This window comes from Cupriavidus sp. SK-3 (assembly GCF_000611145.1).
In the GTDB taxonomy this organism is placed as follows: Bacteria; Pseudomonadota; Gammaproteobacteria; order Burkholderiales; family Burkholderiaceae; genus Cupriavidus.
Genome location: NZ_JFJV02000141.1, coordinates 17972 through 36180, shown reverse-complemented (window position 1 = coordinate 36180; position 18209 = coordinate 17972). Strand labels below are relative to the sequence as shown.

Below are 18209 nucleotides of genomic sequence, written 5' to 3'. Positions count from 1 at the left end.
GCCGCCGTGCCGGTCGCCAGCCGGCCGCCGCGCTAAAGGTTTCAGGCCGGAGGCCGACAACACAAGATGCAGGAAGGTCTGCCTTCCTGCTGGTTTCAACGCCATTTCAGCTTCAACCAAACCTTAACCACAATCAGGAAGACCCGTTCATGGACACTTCAATCATTAGCTCTGCGAGCAGCGTGGGTACCGATCCGGTGGCCTTGCTGATGCTGCGCAAGTCGCTCGACATGCAAGGGCAGAGCGCGGCAGCCCTGCTGCAATCGGTGCCGCAAGTCGGCGTCTCCGCCAGCAATCCTCCTCATCTTGGCCAGAATATCGACATCAAGGTGTGACATGAGGTGTCCGCGCCCCGGTCGGCACTGATCAGGCGCGGTCCGTCGCGCCGATCGCTCCGTTCCCGGCGCGATCGGCGGCGTGACCCTGTCCGGCGGAGGGTTCGCCGTTGCCGCTTTCGGCTTCCGGCGCCAGCGCGAACACCAGGCGTACGGTCGTGCCATCCGGCGCTGAGCGCAGATCCAGCATTGCCCCGATGGTCTCGGCACGCCGGCGCATATTGCCCAGTCCTTTCCCAGGCGTGACCGCCTCCGGCGCGAAGCCGCGCCCATTGTCGTGGATCTCGATGACAAGCGCGTGCTGGCGGACATCCTTGTGCGCGCAAACACGTACGACGCTGCCGCCGGAATGCCGCATGGCATTGGAGAAGACCTCCAGCAGCAGGTAGTGCAGTTCCCGTACCCGCTGCGGCGTCAGGCCGTCCAGCGTTGGCAGGCGCTCCACCTGCCAGTCCACCCGCAGTCCCGCCGCTTCCAGGCGCGGACCAAGCCGGTAGCGCAGGTTGCCGAGTACGGTCGCGAGATCGCCGCCGGTGTCCTGCAGCGCGTCGACGGACAGTTTCAGTGCGTCGAGCGCATGTTGCAGCTGTTGTTCCAGCATTTGCGCGCTGGCGCGGCCCGAGCGCAGCATCGACAGGATGCCAACCAGCTGGCTGCCGAGCCCGTCGTGGATGTCGCGCATGATCCTGCCGCGTTCTTCCAGGGCGGCCTGCTCCCGCTCCATCTCGCGTGAATGGCGGTACAGGTCATACAGCTCCTGTTCCTTGCGGGAGACCGCACTATCCAGCCTGCGGTTCAGCGCGGCCAGCCCGCGCGTGGCGCGCGTATAGCGGTCGACCAGCAGCCAACCCATCGTCAGGCTGAATATCAGCGACACGTAGCGGGTGACCGAGGAATCCCAGTAGTAGTCGCCGATCCACCAGACATGAAGCAGGTCCAGCATCGAGACAAGCAGGGTCAGGCCAAGGGCGGCGGCAATCGCCACGCGTTCGCGCTCCGGGCGCGTCACGGCGGCGCGGAGCAGCATGGCAACGATCGATAGCGCCATCACGACGTTGACGACGACATTGGCCAGCACCATGGCGCGGGTGCTGTGCTCCACCACCATCAGCGCGATCAGCGGAATCTTGATGGCCAGGTAGAGCTGCAGCATCCGCCGCAGCCATCCCGTCTCCAGGCCTGTCACCAGGATGGCGAACCTGGCGGTCGCGTACATGAAGACCGCGCGCCCGGCCAGCACCGCGGCGAGCCAGGCGTCGCGCGCGCCGGCATCGTCGGCAATGAAATACTCTACCAGCCCGAAGGACCACCCGAGTTCGGCAATGGCATATAGGCCGAACAGGGGGTCGCGCTGCCGCCACCACACCAGCGCCGACAGGCAAGCCAGCAGCACGCTGACCGCAGCGATGACCACGGGTCCCATGATCTTGAACCAGAGCGCGCGCTCGTAGTGCGCCTCCAACAGCGCCGGCGGGCCGAACTCCACCCGCGACAGGCCGCCGCGCGAACTGGCGCGGGCGGCGATGGTGACGAGCAGTTCGTTCTCACGGCGCAGCAGGTCTGCCGGCACCGGGATCAGCAGCGGATGCTGCCCGGCATAGGGAACCGGGGCCGACAGGCTGCCCGCATGGGCGAGCAGGCTGCCGTTGAGCCATATCTCGTAGCCGTTGGCGGCACGCTCCAGATAGAGCGCTGCCATGCCCTGCCGGCTGGGCAGGTCGGGGAAGCGCAGGCTGAAGCTGGCGCCGCCGCTCTCGCCGGGACGGGACCGGTCCCAGTAATAGGGCAGGGTGACCGTGGCCGGTGTACCGTCTCCGGCGTCGATGGTGGCCTGGTCGATGATTTGCAGCTGGGCGGTGGGGAGTGGCGCGGCGCGGACGGACCACGGCAGGGCTGGCAATACCAGCAGCAGCGCTATCCATGCTGCGCGCCACAGCGAGAACTGCAGCTTGCCGGGCGGGCGCGCGGGACAATCCGCGCCGGCGCTCGCCTCATCGCGGTGGATGCGATCCGGTTCCGCCCGACCCGGGGCGTCCTTGGCCGGCATGAGGGTTGCCACTTCTTGAGGGCTCAGTGGTTAAGGGATTGGTTACAGGGACTGGTTAAAGGGACTGGTTAAAGGAAATTTCCTAGCCCTTGATCTTCTTCACTTCATTGGCGCGCAGCAAAAGGTCAAGCGTCGCTTCGAGCCGGATGACGCGCTCTGTGAGGCCCTCGATCCTTGCCTGCTGTTCCTTCACCGTGCCGGCCAGCGCGACGACCTTGTCGTTCATCTTGATGACGGTCGTGAGCGCGTCCCACGCTTTGTCTGTCACGCCCACTACGCCTTCCCTTCCGACATCGCGGCGATGCGCTTGTTGGACTCAGCGACGAATGATAATGCATCGTCCAGCGCTTCGTTCGCTTCCCTGGTGGAGATATCGACGCGCTCAAGCAGGGCGTTGATGTCTGCCTCATCGTTCGCGGGCGTAAAGCCTTGCGCGGCTTGCCGCATCAGCTCGCTCACGTTGAGGCCGAGCCGCTTGGCGGTATTTGCGATTGCGCGTTTCTGGCTCGCCGTAACCTGTACGACAATCCGTTCGGTTGCAGTCGCCATTCCGGACTCCAATTTACATGCACATTGTATGCACATGGTATGTACATAGTAGGAGCCGGGCCTATACGTGTCAAACTCGTTTTGTTACTTAAGAGGCGCTTATTGAGGTGGCCCATCACGCGCAGCCACGCGCGGGACGGGCCGGGTTTCACCCCGCCACAGGCTCCGCTTGCTGGCGTTCCGCCGCCGGCGCGGCCACGGCTGGCAAAGCCGCCGCTCCGGCAACCCGCCCGGGCCCGCGCCGGAAGCGTCCCGTGTGGGCCGCCTCGGCATGGTCACCCATCACCTCCAGGCGCAGCAGCACGATGGGAACCGGCGCCAACGCGCGTTCCAGCGCAACCAGGAGTTGCGCGGCCCGCTGCTGCGGCATGCGTACCTCGAAGCTCAGCATGGACTTGCACGGTGGCAGGCCGAGCGGCAATTGCCGCTCGTTGAGCGGATACTGGCCGCAGTCGCTGGCGGCACAGCGCATCGCCCGGCGTGCGTCGGGCACATCGTCCAGCCGCGCGATCACGCTCATGCGATACAGGCGCCACCGCTGGAATGGCGCATGATTGACTGCTTTCATGGTGTTTCTCCTGTTACGCATGGCAAGCGGCGATGCCGGTGCCATGCGTGGCGTTGGGGCTGCCTGTGCTATCAAAGTGCCGGCCTCAGGCCGGTGGAGCGTTGCAGTTCCACAGTAGCCGCCGCCAGGTCAGCCTGGGCCTGGAGGTAGTCGAGGTAGGTTTCGTCCGCGGTGCGCTGCGCATCGAGCAGTTCCAGCAGCGATGCCGAGCCGTGGCGATAGGATTGGCGCATGCCTTCGAGCACCCGGTCGGCATCGGCAATCACCGAGTCGCGATAGCGTTGCAGGTTCTCCCGCGCCGCCTGGAACGTGGTGAAGGCGTTGCGCACGTCGACCTCGGTTTTCAGTTCCGCCTCGCGCAAGCCCAGCATGGCCTGCGTGACCGCCGACTCGGCCTGGATCAGCTCGCCGCGCTGCAGTCGCGACAAGGGCAGGGGAATCGACACCGATACGCCGACCATGCGCGAGCGCGGCGTGCCGTCGCCGGCGGGCTCGCCTTCCTCGTTCATGCTGCCGCGCACGCCGGGGGTCATGGTCAGCGTGAAGCCAACGCTGGGATCCACCCAGCGATTGGCGCGCGCCACCCCGGCATTGTCGCGGGCATTGTCCAGCGTGGCGCGGGCGATGCGGACTTCGTCACGCGCTTCCATCGCCCGGGCAATCAGCGCGCCGCTGTCGGTGCCGGGGTCGTACGCCTGGAAGTTGCATGCCAGCGGCGCGTTGCCGAAGGCCTCCGCCACGCGCACGCCGAGCTGGACTGACAGCTTCTGCATGGCGGCCTGCGCCGCGGCGCGGGCGGATTTCACTTCGACACCGAAGCGGTCGCGTTCCACGCGCGACTGCGACAGCTCCAGTCCGCCGATGTCACCGGCCTTGCGGCGGATTTCATTGGCGCGCACCACATTGGTCAGCGCGGCCAGCGTCGATTCCTGCCGGACCAGGGCTTCGCGGCTGCGGCAGGCCTCGACGAAGGCCGCGGCGGACTCCTGGTACAGCGTGTGCTTGAAGCCCTGCAGGTTGGCTTCGGTCAGACGCAGGTTGCTGTTGGCGGCACGCACGCGCGCGCTGCGCTTGCCGCCCAGCTCAATCGGGATCTCAACTTCGAACTCATGGGTGCGCGGCGGCTTGGCGGATACCGCGCTGCTGGTCTCGATTTCGCCACGGCTGTACTTAAGCACCGGATCGGGGCGCACACCGGCGATCGAGATTTCGGCCTCGGCGCTGCGGATGGTTTCCTGCTGCGCGGACAGGCCGATGTTATGGCGCTCCACCGCGTCGAGATAGCTGGCGAAGCGTACCGGCGCACTGGCCGCAGCCGCAGCCGCTGCCGCGGCCGCAGCGGTGGCGGTGGCGGTGGCGGTGGCGGGCGCGTCCTGTGCCCAGGATGCGGATGCCGCCAGCGCCAGTGTAGCCAGCAGGGTGTTGCGCAGGGCGGGGGCCGCTTGCAGGTTCTTGTGGATATTGTTCTTGATTTGCATTGGGTTCTCCTCAGGCCTGGCCCGCGGCACCGGCCGCCGGTGCATCGCCTTCGGCATCGGTTTCCGAATTCCCGGCAAGTTGAGCCGCGCGCTCGGCGCGCGCTTCCACCAGGTAGTAGAGGGCCGGCAGCAACAGCAGGGTCAGCAAGGTGGCCGTAAAGAGACCGCCTACCACCACGGTGGCCAGCGGCCGCTGCACGTCGCTGCCGAGCCCGACCGCCAGCATCGCGGGCGTCAGCCCGATGGCGGCGACGGTGGCGGTCATGAGCACCGGCCGCATGCGGCTCGCCGCGCCTTCGATCACCGCTTGCCGCAGACCCATGCCGTCCTGCGCGCGCAGCCGGTTGATCTGCGCGATCATCAGCACGCCGTTGAGCACCGCCACGCCAAAGAGGGCGATAAACCCCACCGCGCTGGACACGTTGAGCGTCATGCCGCGCAGATGCAGCGCGGCCAGTCCGCCGATGGTGGCCAGAGGCACCGCCAGCAGCACCAGCGCCGGCTGGCGCAGGTTGCGGAACTCGGCGAACAGCAGCACGAACATCAGCGCCAGCGTCATCGGCAGGATGATGGCCAGCCGCGCCTGCGCACGTTCCAGGTTCTCGAACTGGCCGCCCCATTCGACCTGGTTGCGCTTGTGGTCATAGGACACGGCGCGCTCGATGGCGGGCTGCGCCTCCTTCAGGAAGCTGGACAGGTCGCGGTCGCGCACATTCAGGCGCACGATGATGTGGCGGCGCGCCATTTCGCGCACGATCACGCTTTCGCCGGAGCCGGTGGTGATGCGCGCGACTTCCGCCAGCGGCACCTTGGCGCCGTTGGCCGCCGTCAGCATCAGGCCGCCGACGCTATCCACGCTGGAGCGCACGACCGGCGGGAAACGCACCGTCATGTCGTAGCTCTTTTCGCCAACATAGAGCTGGCCGACTGGCGAGCCGCCAATGCCGGTGGAGATCAGCTCGGCCACGTCGGCCGCGTTGATGCCATGGCGCGCGGCGGCGGCGCGGTCCAGGTCGATCTTCAGGTTGGGCAGCGGCGGTTCGACGTCGATCGCCACGTCGGCCGCGCCGGGCACGCCGCGCAGCGTGGTGGCGACTTCACCGGCAATGCGGCGCACGTCGCGCAGGTCGTCGCCGAACACCTTGACCACCAGATCGCTATGCGCGCCGGAGAGCTTGTCCTGCACGCCATCGATCATCGGCTGCATGAAGCCGACCGAGTAACCCGGCATCTGCGCGTAGCGCGCCGCCAGCTTGTCGATCAGTTCCTGCTTGGTCATGCCTGAGGCCCACGTCTTGTACGGATGCAGGCCGACGCTGGCTTCGATATGCGAGGGCGTCCAGTAGTCGGTGCCGTCGTCGTTGCGGCCCGTCTGCGTCACCATGTACGACACTTCCGGTAACTCGCGCGTGACCCGGCGCAGCTCGCTGGCCATCTCGGAGGCGCGCTCCAGGGTGATGCCTGGCGGCATCTGCACCTGCAGCCACAGCGAGCCTTCGTCCAGGTAGGGCAGGAAATCGCGGCCGATGCTGGCGCCAAGCGCCAGCACGCAGGCCAGGGCCACGGCGCAGCTCGCTGCCACCCAGCGCGCCCGGCCGATGCCGCGTTCCAGCGCGGCGCGATAGCGCACCGCCAGCCATTCCAGCGCGGGATTGTGGAAGACGGGGCGCGGCTTGCGCATGGCGATCCACGCCAGCCCTGGCACCAGCGCAAGGGCCACGATCAACGCGCCGATCAGCGCCGCGCCGACCGCGAAGGCCATGGGCGAGAACAGCTTGTACTCGATGCGCTCGAAGGAGAACAAGGGCAGGTAGGCCGCCACGATCACCAGCATGCCGAAGAACATCGGCCGCGCCACCTGCAGTGTGGCATCGATAGCGTCGCGCGGCGTCAGCACGCGGTCTTTCTCCGCTTCGCGCCGGCGCAGGATGTTCTCCACCAGCACCACGGCCCCGTCCACCAGGATGCCGAAGTCGATCGCCCCCAGGCTCAGCAGGTTGGCCGGAATGCGCAGGTGATACATGAAGACAAAGGCGATCAGCAGCGACAGCGGGATCGTCAGCGCCACGATCAGCGCGGCGCGAGGGCTGCCGAGGAACAGCAGCAGCACCACGCCGACCAGCAGCATGCCTTCCGCGAGCGTGAAGCCCACGGTGCGCATGGTGGCGTCGATCAGCGACGTGCGGTCGAGATAGGCTACGACCTTCACGTCCTTGGGCAGCAGGTTGTCGTTGAGGTCGCGCACGGCTTCGTGCACGCCCTCAAGCGCTTGCGAGGCGTTGAAATCCTTGAGCAGCAGGGTGATGCCGGAGATCGTGTCGGGGTTGTCGTCCTTGCCGAGGATGCCGCGCCGCTCCACATTGCCATAGCGCAGCGTGCCGAGGTCCTTGACCAGTACGGGCGTGCCGCCCTTGCTCGTGACCACCACATTGCCCATGTCGTCGAGCGAGCGCAGCAGGCCCACGCCGCGCACCACGTAGGATTGCTCGCCGCGATCGATGACGCTGCCGCCAGCGTTGACGTTATTGGCGTTGAGCGCATCGGTCACCTGCGCCAGCGTCAGGTTGTACTGGGTCAGCCGCGCGGGATCGAGTTCCAGCATGAACTGCGTGGTGAGCCCGCCGAAGTTGGTCACGTCGACCACGCCGCGGACTTTCTTCAGGCGCGGTATCACGGTCCAGGCCTGCAGCTCCGACAGTTCGCGCAGGTCGCGCGTGCCGGACTCGAGCGTGTAGCGGTAGAACTCGCCCGTTGGCGAGGTGTAGGGGTCCAGCCCGGGTTTGGCGTCATAGGGCAGGTCCACCTCGTTCAGGCGTTCCTGCAAGCGCTGGCGCGCCCAGTAGCCGTCCGTGCCGTCCTCGAACACCACGGTGATCAGCGACAGCGCAAACAGGCTGCGGGTGCGCAGCACATGCATGCCGGGCGTGGCCAGCAGCGCGCGCTCCAGCGGGATGGTGATCTGCTGCTCGATTTCCTCCGCGCCCAGGCCCGGCACCTGGGTAACGATCTGGGACGTGACGTCGGCGATGTCCGGATAGGCCTCGACGGGCAGTTGCTTCCAGCTATAGGCGCCATACAGCGCCACCAGCGCAAAGACCAGCCAGACGATGGCGCGGCGGTCGAAACATAGGGTAACGAGGCGGTCAATCATGGAGGAGGACTCCGTTCTTCACGACGATGCGCTCGCCGGCCTTGAGCCCGGTGAGGATCTCGACTTGCCCGTCGGCATGCGCGCCCGTGGTGACCACGCGCGGCTCGAAGCGGAAGGGCGCCTTTTCCACCAGCACGCGGGTGTAGAGCCCGCTTTGCAGCAGTGCCGCCGGCGGCACCAGCAACGCCGGGTGCTTTTCGCCTGCGAAGAACACCTTGGCGAACAGGCCGGGGCGATAGCGTCCGTCCTTGTTGTCGACCGCCACGCGGACCTTGACGGTGCGGGTGTCGGGGTCGAGGATCTCGCCGATGTAGCGGACCTGGCCGGTCACGGTCTTGCCGGGGTAGGCATTGAGCAGGATTTCGGCGGGCTGGCCGACGAAGATCGAAGCGATATCTTTCTCGGACACGCTGGCCGCGAGATAGACGGTGGACAGGTCGGCCACGGTCATGACCGGTGCGCCGGTGTCGTTCCAGAAGCCGCCCTGCGCGCCCTCGAGTTCGATGACGCGGCCGGCCAGCGGCGCGGTCATGGTGTATTGGCGATGCGACGGCGCGGTGCCGGCGGCGCCGAGTTGCGCGAGATGGGCCGCCGTGGTCTCGGCGTCGCTGCTTGCCTGCGAGTAGGCAAGCTGGGCTTGCTCGTAATCCTTGCGCGCCACGATCTCTGCTTCGAACAGCGTGCGCTGGCGATCCAGGTTCAGCTTTGCTTCGAGCAAGGCGGCGCGCGCCTTGCCGGCCTCACCCTGTGCCGCGCTCAGTTCGGCGGAATCCAGCGTAAAGAGAGGATCGCCCTTGCGCACGACATCGCCCAGCGCGGCGTGCAGGCGGACGATGCGCCCGGCCAGCGGCGGTACGATCTTGACCAGATTGGCGGCGTCGGCCTCGATCGAGCCGGGTACCTCGATGGGACGCTCCAGCGCCTGCTCGACAATGGTCTGGACCTGCAGTTGGGTGCGCAGCGGCGATGCCTCGGGCACCGTGATGAAGTTGCCCTCGCGCACCGGTTCGGTACTCTGCCTGGGCGTGTTGGCGTGCGCGCCGAGCACGCTGTTGGCGTCGCAGCCGCCAAGTACGATGCAGGCCGCGCAGGCGGCGGCAAGCACAAGACCGGGCGGCCGGCGCAGGGGCAAGCGTTGGCGAGTGGTGGGCGTTTGCATTGATTTTCTCCTCGGGGGGACGCCGCTGCCAGGGCAAGGGCGCCGCTTGTTACCAGTGCTTTGTCGCCGGGATCGCATCAAGGCGGGATCCGCGGACGACAGGAATCGACAGGCGTGACGCATCCCCGGCGCTACGGGATGGCAAGTCCGCGCAGGTAGCCGGTGATGGGCGAATTCGTCCGTGTTGCTTACCGGAGGGAGGCAGCGCGGAAGGAGGGGGTGGGTCCCACGCGCAGGCAGTCAGGATGCCGTGTCACGTACAGGGAGCCTGGCGGATCCGGGTGGTGGTTTCGCGGTTCCGGCAGTGAGCAGGAAGCGGAATCAGGCCAACGGGATCGCGCCATGCCTTCGGCGCCGCCTGCCAGAAGGGTCGGGGTCCATGCTCTTCCTCAGGCAATCGGTTTGAATCGGTGGGTCGGGGTGGCTCAGGCCGCCGCGAGCGCGCGCTCGGGCTGCGGAACGGTCTCCCAGCGCACCGCGCGCACCAGCGGTTCCAGGCCGAGTCGTTGCACCAGCCTGACCATGCCAGGCCTGCCGCCCGGCTGGCAGTGCACCAGCACGCGCATCTCGATCAGTTCGCGGCGCTCGCATTGCCGCATGCGCAGGCGTTGCAGCGAGAACTCGCGCGAGGCCAGTTCACGGCGAATCTGCTGCTCCAGGCCCGCGCCATAATCATCCTTGCAAAGCAGTACCACCTGGAACAGCTGGGCGGTTGCGCCGCGGCTTGCCTGGGGGGTACGGCGGTTGGTGGCCTGGGGGAGCATCCAGTTGAACAAACGCATATCCAGCTCCTTTCTATCTCCTGGGGGTTATTCGAGCGCGCTGGCCGGAATGGCCCAGCGCACGAGGGAAACACTCTTCTCCATGCTGATGCGGCTGACGATCTGCTCCAGCTTGCCTTCATTGCCGGGCGCGGCCAGCACATCGGCGCGGACTTCGATATGCCCGCCAACGGCGGTGTCCTCGCTGTGCAGGGACTGCAACAGCAAGGCGGGCATTTCCGTCAGCGCGTGCAACAGCAAGCCGCGCACATGGATTTCTTCCTGCGCGGTGCAGACCGTGGTGATGCGGTAGACCATCTCCACTTCGGGGGTGATGGACGTGCCGCCGCGGTTGATGCGCTGGCCCAGCATGCGCAGGCCGAAATTGGCGCACAGGATGCAGGCGGTGCCGATCGCGGCCTCCGCGGCATGGCCAAGGCCGGCGAGCACGCCCACGGCGGCGGAGCACCACAGCGTGGCGGCAGTATTCAGGCCGCGCACGTTCAGGCCGTCGCGCATGATCACGCCGGCACCGAGAAAGCCGATGCCGGAAACGACCTGCGCGGCAATGCGCGCATGGCCTTGCGGATCGAAGGTAAAGGCGGAAACCGAAACGAACAAGGCCGCGCCGGCGGCTACCAGCGCGTTGGTACGCAGTCCCGCCATGCGCTGGCGCAACTGCCGTTCGGTACCGATACACGCACCCAGCGCGAGCGCTTCCAGCAAGCGCAGGGCGAATTCGTGCCACACCATAAGAACTCCTGTAGCAATCAGGAAGATCCGGTGAGTCTTGTCAATGACACGGGCGAACGCAAGCAGCGGCAAGCTGCAACGCATGCGCGGTCAGAAGAATGAAGCCGTATTCAAGAAGAGAGGCGGGACAGGACGTCCGGCCTCGAAAGCACCGTGCCGCAAGCGGGGCACGGTCGCTAGGGATACCGTGGCCCGTCAGGCGGAGGCGCCGATCCTGGATCGACTACTGTCGTCGGAACAAGTGCTCACTGGGTAGCCCTGGAATTAATAACCCGCGTACTGTAGCGGCGCGAATTGAATGGGTCAAGCGAAAGTCGACAATTACACGCGATTGACGGAGGTTGATGGATGCAAGAATGTTAATTGTCCGAATATCAATCGGACATGTACGAAAATGCATCGGAAAATTCAAAAAAAATATATATCGGCGGGACCAACCCAGGCGATAGAGGCAGAGTTGTCGCGCGTCGACATCTGTTCATCTGCCTGGGGGCATACTCGGCCGGCATATCCGCGCCCGCGCCTCAATCCGTCAGCCGTGCCCGTGCCCGCGCAGCCAGCACCTGGCTCAAGCCCAGCCCGGCCAGCGCCGCCACGGCCGAGAACAGGAACACCGAGCCATAGCCCGCATGGCTGGCAATCACCCCCGCCACCGGGCCGGTCAGCCCCAGCGAAAGATCGAGAAAGAGCGCATAGGCGCCGAGCGCCGAGCCGCGGTTGCTTGGGGGCACCAGCTTGACCGCCTCCATGCCCAGCGAAGGAAACACCAGGGCAAAGCCAAAACCGGTGACTGCCGCGCCCGCCAGCGCCTGGGCTGGCCCCTGCGCCAGCCAGATCAGCGCCAGCCCGGCGGCCTCCACCGCAAAGGAGCACAGCGCCACCGGATAGCCGCCAAAGCGGCCGATGCTGTCGGCCAGCAGCAGGCGCGCCACGATGAAGCTCACACCCAGGCTGGTCAGTGCCAGCGCGGCATGGTCCCAGCCGTGGCTGGCGTAGTACAGCGTGACAAAGGCCGTGATGGCACCGAAGCCCACCGAGCCCAGCGCCAGGCACAGGCCGAAGGGCGTCATGTGGCGGAAGACCGTGCGAAACGGCATGCGTGCGCCTTTCACCGTAGGCACGGCTGCCTTGCGGCGTGCCAGGGCGAACGCGCCGGCGGCCATGACGGTGGTGACGATGCCCAGCGAGGCAAGGCCCCAGCGGGCGTCGAGCAGCACGCCAACCGGTGCGCCCAGTGCCAGCGCGCCGTAGGTTGTCATGCCGTTCCACGAGATCACCTTGCCGGTGTGGCGGGATCCCACGTCGCCGATGCCCCAGGCGATGGTGCCGGTGGTGACCAGGCTCTCGCCCGCGCCGAGCACCAGCCGGCCGGCGAACAGCCAGGCCAGGCTGAGCCAGCCGGTTTGCACGAACAGGGCGGACAACACCGCCAGCAGGCCGCTGCCGGCGCATAGCATGAGCCCGAGGGTGACGGATTTCTTGGGGCCTTGCAGGTCGCACAGGGTTCCCGCGTAAGCCCGGCTGAGCAGCGTCGCCAGGTACTGGATGCTGACCGCCAGCCCGGCCACGACCGTGCCATAGCCGAGGTCGCCATGCACGAAGCCGGGCACCACCGCCAGCGGCAGGCCGACGGCGAGATAGGCAATGAAGTTAAAGAAGACGATGGCGACGATGCGCCGGCTGATGCTGCCTTGCAGATGCTCCCCGGAATCCGGGGCGGCGAGCGTCGTGCTGTTCAAGGACATGGTGGGGCGGGGCGGAATATCTTGGGATCAAAGCGGCAACCTCAGGCAACGGACCTTGGCGCGTCGCGGGCGCGCAGCGGTACTTGTCGTCCTGGGGCGAATGCAAGGCGGGAAGCCGGGGAACCCGGCATGACGCGGGCGCTACTCGAGGCGCCGGACCGGAACCGTGGCGCGCGGGGGATGGACTGGCAGCATGGGCAGGGACATGGCGAGGGAGGCGGTTGGCCGGCGTGTGTCCCCAGAAGCTGCCGGTGAAATCAAGGCTGCGCGGTCGTATGCGATAGTCGCCGGCGCTGGCCGTGCAATTTTAAGCGGCTGTTTAGTTCGTGTAAATCGGTCACGGAATTTACTGTTGCATGAGCGCCAGCGGCTGGGCTGGCGTTCTCTTTCAGGTGCTTCCTGCGGCATGCTGCTCATTGCCCGGAAAAAATGTCGGCCATGTCGTCGCACACCCGTCACCTTGTTCCCGGCCTGTCTCATTCCGCACTTTGGCGGTGTGCGGCGCCAAATCGCATGCCCGTTGCCGCTTTGCCGCTAAATTTCCCCAAAGATTGGCCGTTAGCCGGAGCAGTGGCCCGTCATTGCAGCGCCGCCGCCTGGGGGCAAGTGCCGCGGGCGCCTCGCAGGGCAGGCGGGCCCGGCGAAACGATCAACACCGCGCGGCGAGCCCGCGCCTTGCGGGGACAAAGGAAGCGTATGAGCAGCTCGATGAGAGACATCGACGAACGGACCAACCTGACCAACAACAACCAGTTCGAGTTGCTGTTGTTCCGCCTGGGCGAGTCGGACCAGTCCGCGAACAGCGAACTGTTCGGCATCAACGTCTTCAAGGTCCGGGAAATCCTGGTGATGCCCCAGGTCACCACCGTGGTGGGCGGCGGCCCGGCCATGCTGGGCATGGCGGATATCCGTGGCCAGGTGATCCCGGTGATCGACCTGCCCAAGATGGTCGGGTGCACGCCGCGTAGCGGCCTCAACATCCTGCTGGTGACGGAGTACGCGCGTTCCACCCAGGGCTTCGCCGTGGAAGCGGTGGAAGAGATCGTGCGCCTGGAGTGGAACCAGGTGGTCTCGGCCGAGACCAGCGTCAAGGGCGACATGGTGACCAGCATCGCCAAGCTCGATACCGATACCGAGAACCCGCGCCTGGTGCAGGTGCTCGACGTCGAGCAGATCCTGCGCGACGTGCTGCCGACGCGCCAGCCGGAAGTCGATCCCAAGACCGTCGGGCCGCAGGTCACGCTGCGTCCCGGCACCAAGATCCTGGCCGCCGACGACTCCGCCTTTGCCCGCAGCCTGATCGAGCAAGGCCTCAAGGCCATGGGCGTGCCGGTGCTGATGACCAAGACCGGCCAGGAAGCCTGGCAGCAACTGGGCGAGATCGCCGACCACGCCGCCGCCAACGGCCGCACCGTGCAGGACGAGATCGCGCTGGTGCTGACCGACCTGGAAATGCCCGAGATGGACGGCTTCACGCTGACCCGCAAGATCAAGGCGGATGCGCGGTTCAAGTCGATCCCGGTGGTGATTCATTCCTCGCTGTCGGGGACCGCCAGCGAAGACCATGTGCGCAAGGTCGGGGCCGACGCCTATGTGTCGAAGTTCCTGGCCAAGGACCTCGCGGATACGATCCGGGGCGTGCTGGCGCGTTGAGATGGACCGGAGGACGGCCGCCGGCAGTCCTCCACCACAGGCCATTGCGGAAATCGTACGGCGTGTATGGCCGGTGAGACGCTGTACGCAGACGTCCGCCGGTCCCTGTTGCATTCATCGCTGAAGTCGGGCCCCACCGTGCCGGTTGGGGCGCCGCTTGCCGTAGTCACCTCCCACTGCATTCGCCCCATCGCTATCGTCGGCACATCCAGGCGCCGGACGAAGCATGGCATTGGCTTGCGTCCGCCGCCGGGCGGATCTGCTCCCCGGCAGCCGCCGGCGTACACCTATGACGGTGCTATCCATCCGTGACTTGCTCGGGCGCTCGCATGCGGTGCGGAGCCGGCCGCGTGCCTCAACTTGACGCAAGATTGCACCAAATGTTGCGTTGTTTTTCTAATTGGAGCGCTTGTTGCGTCACATCCGGCCATGAAAATACGAATGTTTCATGGTTAACAAGTATGGAGCAAATGTTGCTCAGTGACTAGCATTCAAGCGCGATGGCCCATCGCGTGTTTTGCTAAACAAGGAGCGATAGATGAAAGCCGTTAAAGTCACCTGCCTGGGAGTGGCGGTGGTTGGATCCATTCTTGGCGCGGGCGCCGCCCAGGCCGTTGACGCAGCCGCCAGTCCGACCCTGGGGCGGATCAAAGCGTCGGGGACCATCGCGATTGGACACCGGACCTCGTCGATCCCGTTTTCCTACTACGACAGCAGCCAGAAGGTGATTGGCTATTCGCAGGACATTTGCGACAAGGTTATCGCGGAGGTCAGGAAGCAGACGGCGGTAGCAAACCTGCAGGTGCGCATGATCCCGGTGACCTCGCAAAACCGGATCTCGCTGGTGCAGAACGGGACGGTCGACCTGGAGTGCGGCGTCACCACGAACCTGAAGTCGCGGCAACAGCAGGTAGCCTTCTCCACCACCTTTTTTGTTGCGGGCACGCGCCTGCTGGTCAAGAAGGGGAGTCCGGTCCAGGACTTCCATGATCTTTCCGGAAAGGCGGTGGTGACGAACGCAGGCACCACGTCCGAACGGATCCTGCGCAAACTCAATGACGAGAAGAAGGCAAACATCACGATTCAGAGCGCCAAGGACTATGGCGAATCGTTCCTGATCCTGCAGTCCGGCCGGGTGGCTGCCTTCATGATGGATGACGTCCTGCTTTCCGGCGTGCGGACCATGTCGCCGAACCCCACCGAGTGGACGGTGGTCGGCATGCCGCAGTCCTTTGAAGCCTACGGCTTCATGATGCGCAAGGACGATCCCGAGTTCAAAAAACTGGTCGACGGCGTGATCACCGGCCTGATGAAGAGCGGCGAGATCAAGGTCATCTACGACAAGTGGTTCAACAAGCCCATCCCGCCGAAGAACATCAACTTCGAATTCCCGATGAGCGCCGAGGTCAGGAAGGCTTACGAGCAGCCGGGCGATGATGCATTCGAGTAAGTCCTTTGCTATTCAGGCCGCCCGCGCCTGGCGCCATGACGCGTTGGCTAGCCATGCTTCGCCCGGACATACGCGCCAGTCTTGTGCAATTGCCCTTCGGCAAGTTCGAGCGCCTTGATCGCGCCTTTGCCCTTCTTGGCAAGCAGCTGTTCGACCAGAGCTTCGACGACCGCCACGCCGGCGGTGATCGAGGGGAAGAACGAAGGGCTGTCGACCGAGAAGAGCAACGTGCAGTCCGCCTCCAGCGCAATCGGCGCCACCGTGCTGTCGGTCAGGGCGATGACCCGGCAGCCGGCTTGTTTCGCGGCGCCGGCGACGCGGATGATCTCCTGCGAATACGGAGCGAAGCTCACAACCACGACGGCGTCCTTGGGCGCCAGGGCGCGCAGTTCCATTTCCAGCGTGCCGGCATCTCCGTGGATCAGGTGCGCCGACGAGCGGAACAGCCGATAGATGTAGTGAAACGTGAAGGCGATCGGATAGCAGGAGCGAAAACCCGCTATGTAGACATTGGGCGCGGCGCTGAGCAGGTCTGCGGCCCGAGGCATCGATTCCGCGTTGTTGGCGCCGGTCAGGTCGAGATTCCGGTGCTGCGCATCGAGCATCTCCGCGAGCATCCGGCTCGAACCGCTTTCCCGCACCAGCTTTTTGGCCCGTTTTGCATAGGGCTGGGGGCCGCCGCGGAATGCCTCCACAAAGAGTTCGCGCAATCCTTGCCAACCCTCGAACCCGAGAAACTGCGCAAGGCGTACCAGTGTCGCGGGCTGGACCCCCGCGTCCACGGCAATCTTGCGCATGGACAGGATAGGTATCTCCTGGGGATGGTCGAGCAGGTAGCGGGCGCCCCCCTGGAACTGCGGGCTAAGCGCCGCGAAGTGTTCCCGGAGCAGGGCGAGTAACTCGTCCAGGTGCTGCGGAGGCGCGGAGGATTCGATTGGCATGGTCGGTCGCGATCAGGGTGTCTGTAACGATTGTTGCACAGGCAGGCGCCGCATGCACGGCTGCCGTCCACAAGTGCGTCTCCACTGTGAATGAATCATGCAAATCAAATATCCATAATAAGAAACATATGTTGCGTGATCGGGTTGGGTTTTCTATACTTCAGATCAATGCGCATTGGGTGTGCGCCGGGACGATTCAGCCTTGAAGATGACGTTCGATTCAACACCACACATCATGACCAACGTATTCCACCGCAATCCTCGCCAGTCCCTCGCCGTAGCCGTCGGGGGCAAGGGCATCGAACTCATCGACAGCAACGGCAAGCATTACATCGATGCTTCGGGCGGAGCGGCAGTATCCTGCCTTGGTCATGGCCATCCCCGCGTGATCGAGGCGATCAAGGCGCAGGTCGACACGATCGCCTACGCGCATACCTCGTTCTTCACCACCGAAGTGTCCGAAACGCTGGCCGATACCCTGGTACAGGCCGCGCCAGGCGACCTTGACCACGTCTACTTCGTGTCGGGCGGTTCCGAGGCGGTCGAGGCCGCGCTGAAGCTGGCTCGCCAATACTTCGTGGAGATCGGGCAGACCGAACGCCGGCATTTCATCGCCCGCCGCCAGAGCTACCACGGCAATACGCTCGGGGCGCTGGCCATTGGCGGCAATGCCTGGCGGCGCGAGCCTTTCCTGCCGCTGCTGGTGCCGGCGCATCATGTGTCGCCCTGCTATGCCTACCGCGATCAGGCGGCCGGCGAGACCGACGCGCAGTACGCGCAGCGCCTCGCCGACGAACTCGAGGCCAAGGTCCTGGAGCTTGGCCCGGAAAGCGTGGCGGCGTTCGTGGCCGAGACCGTGGTTGGCGCTACCGCCGGCGCGGTTGCGCCGGTTGCTGACTATCTCAAGCGCATCCGTGCCGTATGCGACAAGTACGGCGTACTGCTGATCCTCGACGAGGTCATGTCCGGCATGGGACGGACCGGTTATCTCTTTGCCTGCGAGGAAGACGGCGTCGTGCCGGACATCGTGACCATTGCCAAGGGCCTGGGCGCGGGCTACCAGCCGATCGGCGCCATGCTTGCGACCAGCCGCATCTACGACGCCATCGTGGGCGGCAGCGGGTTCTTCCAGCATGGCCATACCTACATCGGGCATGCCACGGCTTGTGCCGCGGCGCTGGCCGTGCAACGCACGATTGCCGAGGAGGGGCTGCTTGCCAATGTGCTGGCGCGCGGCGAGCAACTGCGCGCGAGGCTGCGTGAAGTGCTGGGAGATCATCCGAACGTTGGCGACATCCGGGGGCGCGGTTTGTTCGTCGGTGTCGAGTTCGTGGAGGACCGCGCATCCAAGGCGACCCTGGACCCGGCGCTGAAGGTCCACGCGAAGCTCAAATCGGCCGCGATGCAAAATGGCCTTCTTATCTATCCGATGGGCGGCACGGTCGATGGCGTGCACGGCGACCACGTGCTGTTTGCGCCGCCGTTCATCTGCACGGAAGCGGATATCGATCGCATCGTCGGGCGCTTTGCCCAATCGGTCGGCACCGTGCTGCCATCCTCAAGCATTGCCTTTGCCTGACAGCAGCATCGCGCGCGGCAATTCCCGCCGAAGATCCACC

Annotated in this window: 15 protein-coding genes; 4 read left to right on the top strand and 11 right to left on the bottom strand. The window is 65.6% G+C overall.

All coding sequences use genetic code 11. The features are described from left to right. Nucleotides 1–335, top strand: a 335-nt coding sequence (locus CF70_RS37810; protein ID WP_235185052.1) for a YjfB family protein, incomplete at its 5' end; no start/stop codon positions are given. A 31-nt stretch (nucleotides 336–366) separates the two neighbouring features. On the opposite strand, the gene CF70_RS15155 is transcribed toward CF70_RS37810, so the two are convergent. From CF70_RS15155 to CF70_RS15110, 10 genes are all read right to left on the bottom strand, one after another. Continuing rightward, nucleotides 367–2382: a sensor histidine kinase gene (locus CF70_RS15155; protein ID WP_051648495.1), complete on the bottom strand. Its 2016-nt coding sequence runs from the start codon at nucleotides 2380–2382 to the stop codon at nucleotides 367–369. A gap of 82 nt (nucleotides 2383–2464) precedes the next feature. Next, nucleotides 2465–2650, bottom strand: coding sequence for a hypothetical protein (locus CF70_RS15150; protein ID WP_235185051.1), 186 nt, complete (start codon nucleotides 2648–2650; stop codon nucleotides 2465–2467). A gap of 5 nt (nucleotides 2651–2655) precedes the next feature. Further along, a complete protein-coding gene (locus CF70_RS15145) occupies nucleotides 2656–2931 on the bottom strand; it encodes a plasmid mobilization protein (RefSeq protein ID WP_035866007.1) in 276 nt (91 codons plus the stop codon). Between the two features lie 148 nt (nucleotides 2932–3079). Then, nucleotides 3080–3499, bottom strand: coding sequence for a hypothetical protein (locus CF70_RS15140; RefSeq protein ID WP_035866004.1), 420 nt, complete (start codon nucleotides 3497–3499; stop codon nucleotides 3080–3082). Between the two features lie 71 nt (nucleotides 3500–3570). Next, complete coding sequence (locus tag CF70_RS15135) at nucleotides 3571–4977, bottom strand: TolC family protein (protein ID WP_051648501.1); 1407 nt, start codon at nucleotides 4975–4977, stop codon at nucleotides 3571–3573. 10 nt (nucleotides 4978–4987) lie between these two features. Beyond that, nucleotides 4988–8128, bottom strand: a complete 3141-nt coding sequence (locus tag CF70_RS15130; protein WP_035866002.1) for an efflux RND transporter permease subunit — start codon at nucleotides 8126–8128, stop codon at nucleotides 4988–4990. After that, complete coding sequence (locus tag CF70_RS15125; protein ID WP_035865999.1) at nucleotides 8121–9287, bottom strand: efflux RND transporter periplasmic adaptor subunit; 1167 nt, start codon at nucleotides 9285–9287, stop codon at nucleotides 8121–8123. Before CF70_RS15125 ends, CF70_RS15130 begins: the two co-directional genes overlap by 8 nt. A gap of 425 nt (nucleotides 9288–9712) precedes the next feature. Beyond that, nucleotides 9713–10069, bottom strand: a complete 357-nt coding sequence (locus CF70_RS15120; protein WP_035865996.1) for a hypothetical protein — start codon at nucleotides 10067–10069, stop codon at nucleotides 9713–9715. 27 nt (nucleotides 10070–10096) lie between these two features. Continuing rightward, nucleotides 10097–10798 (bottom strand): MgtC/SapB family protein, encoded by a 702-nt coding sequence (locus tag CF70_RS15115; protein ID WP_200876755.1) that lies wholly within the window; start codon nucleotides 10796–10798, stop codon nucleotides 10097–10099. 527 nt (nucleotides 10799–11325) lie between these two features. Beyond that, complete coding sequence (locus CF70_RS15110; protein WP_035865989.1) at nucleotides 11326–12546, bottom strand: MFS transporter; 1221 nt, start codon at nucleotides 12544–12546, stop codon at nucleotides 11326–11328. A 696-nt stretch (nucleotides 12547–13242) separates the two neighbouring features. Between CF70_RS15110 and CF70_RS15105 the strand changes: the two genes are divergently transcribed. Beyond that, on the top strand, nucleotides 13243–14199 hold the full coding sequence (locus tag CF70_RS15105) for a chemotaxis protein (RefSeq protein WP_035865986.1): 957 nt from the start codon (nucleotides 13243–13245) through the stop codon (nucleotides 14197–14199). A gap of 538 nt (nucleotides 14200–14737) precedes the next feature. Then, nucleotides 14738–15649: a glutamate/aspartate ABC transporter substrate-binding protein gene (locus CF70_RS15100; RefSeq protein WP_035865983.1), complete on the top strand. Its 912-nt coding sequence runs from the start codon at nucleotides 14738–14740 to the stop codon at nucleotides 15647–15649. A gap of 47 nt (nucleotides 15650–15696) precedes the next feature. Here CF70_RS15100 and CF70_RS15095 read toward each other — a convergent pair whose 3' ends face one another. Next, a complete protein-coding gene (locus tag CF70_RS15095) occupies nucleotides 15697–16590 on the bottom strand; it encodes a MurR/RpiR family transcriptional regulator (protein WP_035865981.1) in 894 nt (297 codons plus the stop codon). A 235-nt stretch (nucleotides 16591–16825) separates the two neighbouring features. On the opposite strand from CF70_RS15095, the gene CF70_RS15090 reads away from it, so the two are divergent. Then, complete coding sequence (locus tag CF70_RS15090) at nucleotides 16826–18169, top strand: aspartate aminotransferase family protein (RefSeq protein ID WP_035865977.1); 1344 nt, start codon at nucleotides 16826–16828, stop codon at nucleotides 18167–18169. The last annotated feature ends 40 nt before the right edge of the window (nucleotides 18170–18209 follow it).

Excerpts from the sequence above, each read along its gene's own strand:
- CF70_RS15155 (WP_051648495.1), bottom strand. The coding sequence starts at position 2,382 with ATGCCGGCCAAGGACGCCCCGGGTCGGGCGGAACCGGATCGCATCCAC.
- CF70_RS15145 (WP_035866007.1), bottom strand. The coding sequence starts at position 2,931 with ATGGCGACTGCAACCGAACGGATTGTCGTACAGGTTACGGCGAGCCAG.
- CF70_RS15140 (WP_035866004.1), bottom strand. The coding sequence starts at position 3,499 with ATGAAAGCAGTCAATCATGCGCCATTCCAGCGGTGGCGCCTGTATCGC.
- CF70_RS15135 (WP_051648501.1), bottom strand. The coding sequence starts at position 4,977 with ATGCAAATCAAGAACAATATCCACAAGAACCTGCAAGCGGCCCCCGCC.
- CF70_RS15130 (WP_035866002.1), bottom strand. The coding sequence starts at position 8,128 with ATGATTGACCGCCTCGTTACCCTATGTTTCGACCGCCGCGCCATCGTC.
- CF70_RS15125 (WP_035865999.1), bottom strand. The coding sequence starts at position 9,287 with ATGCAAACGCCCACCACTCGCCAACGCTTGCCCCTGCGCCGGCCGCCC.
- CF70_RS15120 (WP_035865996.1), bottom strand. The coding sequence starts at position 10,069 with ATGCGTTTGTTCAACTGGATGCTCCCCCAGGCCACCAACCGCCGTACC.
- CF70_RS15110 (WP_035865989.1), bottom strand. The coding sequence starts at position 12,546 with ATGTCCTTGAACAGCACGACGCTCGCCGCCCCGGATTCCGGGGAGCAT.
- CF70_RS15105 (WP_035865986.1), top strand. The coding sequence starts at position 13,243 with ATGAGCAGCTCGATGAGAGACATCGACGAACGGACCAACCTGACCAAC.
- CF70_RS15100 (WP_035865983.1), top strand. The coding sequence starts at position 14,738 with ATGAAAGCCGTTAAAGTCACCTGCCTGGGAGTGGCGGTGGTTGGATCC.
- CF70_RS15095 (WP_035865981.1), bottom strand. The coding sequence starts at position 16,590 with ATGCCAATCGAATCCTCCGCGCCTCCGCAGCACCTGGACGAGTTACTC.
- CF70_RS15090 (WP_035865977.1), top strand. The coding sequence starts at position 16,826 with ATGACCAACGTATTCCACCGCAATCCTCGCCAGTCCCTCGCCGTAGCC.